General features: G+C 53.9%; 1 protein-coding gene and 2 pseudogenes. 2 read left to right on the top strand and 1 reads right to left on the bottom strand.

Features of this window, described 5'->3' with window-relative positions:
• Positions 1-105: 105 nt before the first annotated feature.
• Positions 106-222: pseudogene (locus DW49_RS1000000132510) on the bottom strand (HD domain-containing protein); the annotation flags it as partial.
• A gap of 224 nt (positions 223-446) precedes the next feature.
• Between DW49_RS1000000132510 and DW49_RS0123710 the strand changes: the two are divergent.
• Both DW49_RS0123710 and DW49_RS01000000128835 read left to right on the top strand, forming a co-directional pair.
• Positions 447-1,004, top strand: coding sequence for a hypothetical protein (locus DW49_RS0123710; RefSeq protein WP_005621757.1), 558 nt, complete (start codon positions 447-449; stop codon positions 1,002-1,004).
• 370 nt (positions 1,005-1,374) lie between these two features.
• Positions 1,375-1,801: pseudogene (locus DW49_RS01000000128835) on the top strand (DUF2628 domain-containing protein).
• Positions 1,802-1,850: the final 49 nt, after the last annotated feature.

The following is a 1,850-nucleotide window of genomic DNA, read 5'->3' as shown; positions in this document are numbered from 1 at the left end:
CTGGTCAGTGAGAAATCACTGTCCAGATGCTCGTGGAATCAGTGTCCAAGTCAGCGTGGAATCACTGTCCAAGTGTTCGTGGAATGGGTGTCCAAGTGCGCGTGGAATCCCCACGTGGGTCGTGTAAGGCAGGTCGGAGCCTGTCATTTTTTGGCCGATGTGGGCCTGGGATGCGAATAGCCAGGCTTTGTTGTAGAGCGGTTGCGGAGCTGATGTGGACATTAGGCGGGGTCCTTGAGGCACTATATAGGTCAGGTGTGGTGGACTGCCCATAGAGCATACGCGCCCGTATCACTATTAATGCAGCGGTGCACGTTCAAACAAATGCTGAGCCAGACTCTGAATGTGCCCGGACCATGCGACGTTCTTGCCGGAAATGATACATACAAACGGCCAGACGGTTCATCGATATCTAACTACTACCCCCCACCCACCAAGGAAGAAAAATGGGTAAACAATCTCGCAGCAAACGCCCCTCGCCGCAGCCGTTGGCGATGTACCGCAGCCACGTCGCCGCGTTCCGGTCGCGTTACCTGATGTCCTTTCTGACCCCGATCTTCATGGGCATATTTTCCCTCGCCATCAGCGCGGGCACTGTGGTCGATGCGTACTTTCCGAATGATCTGGAGCGAGCGGGCCAGTCGGTGATGCTCTTGATGGGGGTGACACTGGTCTTGAGTTTTGGCGGCATCATGATGAGTCGGGGGCATGCCTGCGGCATGTGGATATTGGCGGCCATTCTGGCGGGCTGCTTTTTGGCGGTGTTGCCCACTGCGCCTGCGCATTGGCGGCGCTATGAGTTGATGTTTTACGTGCTGGGGCTGCTTTTCCCGTTACTGGGCCTTTTGTCGCTCAATAGCGAGCGTGGCCGGGAGTTGCGTTTGCAGTGGAGGATTATTCGATCCGAACGCAAGGAGATCCGTCAGGAGATGCGTCGCCGCAAGGATCTTGAGAAGCATCGTGAAAACCTGCGCAAGCGAAAGGCACTGCGCGAGTCGCTTTAGCCCACCAAAGCGTTCTCGCGCCCAATAAAAAACCCGCCGAAGCGGGTTTTCCCAAGACCATCCCGACTCCCTGTCGGCTGCCTCCAAGGCAATGGTCGGTCATCCTTGACCCTGGTGAACTCCTGTTCGCCAGTTGATGGATCCAATATTACGGGGCAAGCGTCAGGGCGGAAATAGCCAACCGCCTCCTGCACGTGTAAGCCTTTCGCCATGCCTGGCCTACGCAGATTTCAGGAAATAGGCATGCAGCTGCGTAGTCACCCACCTGTAAAGTTCATACAATCGCCGCGCAGTCATAAAGCAAGAAACATAGAGACACAGGATTTCCCGGAAGAAGACGTCATCCCAACGGAACATCAGGAGTAGTACCATGAGCACAGCAGATCAGACTCAAAGCACTAGCAAGTACAGTGCGAAGGGCAGGAACGCTTCAACTTTTTCGAGACTTACGGTGCGCCAAACGATCCACGCTTCAAGCCTGCTTTGAAAGCACTGCCTCGCTGGACAAAAAAAGCGCTGATAAATTTTAACTTTATCGCGTACTTCTTCGGCCCGATTTATCTATTCGTTCTCGGGCTTTGGAAAAAGAACCTTGCCCTTCTCGGCATAATGTTCGCCGTCTACGTGGTATTGACTGTGCTTTTTTCCATCATTGGAATGGAGTTCCCTGACCCGCTGGATCTAGGCTTGGGAATCGCATTTCAATGATGTACGGCCTGACCACGAATTACGCGTACTACCTTCAGGAAGTAAAAAGCGAGCAAGGCTGGAACCCGTTCAAAGGCATGCGTCTCTGACTAGGGTCTGTTCCCGTTTCACATTGGTAGCCACAGAAAAGCGCAGGCC

Origin of the sequence: Pseudomonas avellanae BPIC 631, from assembly GCF_000444135.1 — a bacterium.
GTDB classification, from domain to species: domain Bacteria; phylum Pseudomonadota; class Gammaproteobacteria; order Pseudomonadales; family Pseudomonadaceae; genus Aquipseudomonas; species Aquipseudomonas avellanae.
This window is presented reverse-complemented; position numbering and strand designations above follow the sequence as displayed.

Coding starts and splice junctions, on each gene's coding strand:
- DW49_RS0123710 (WP_005621757.1), top strand. CDS start 447: ATGGGTAAACAATCTCGCAGCAAACGCCCCTCGCCGCAGCCGTTGGCG.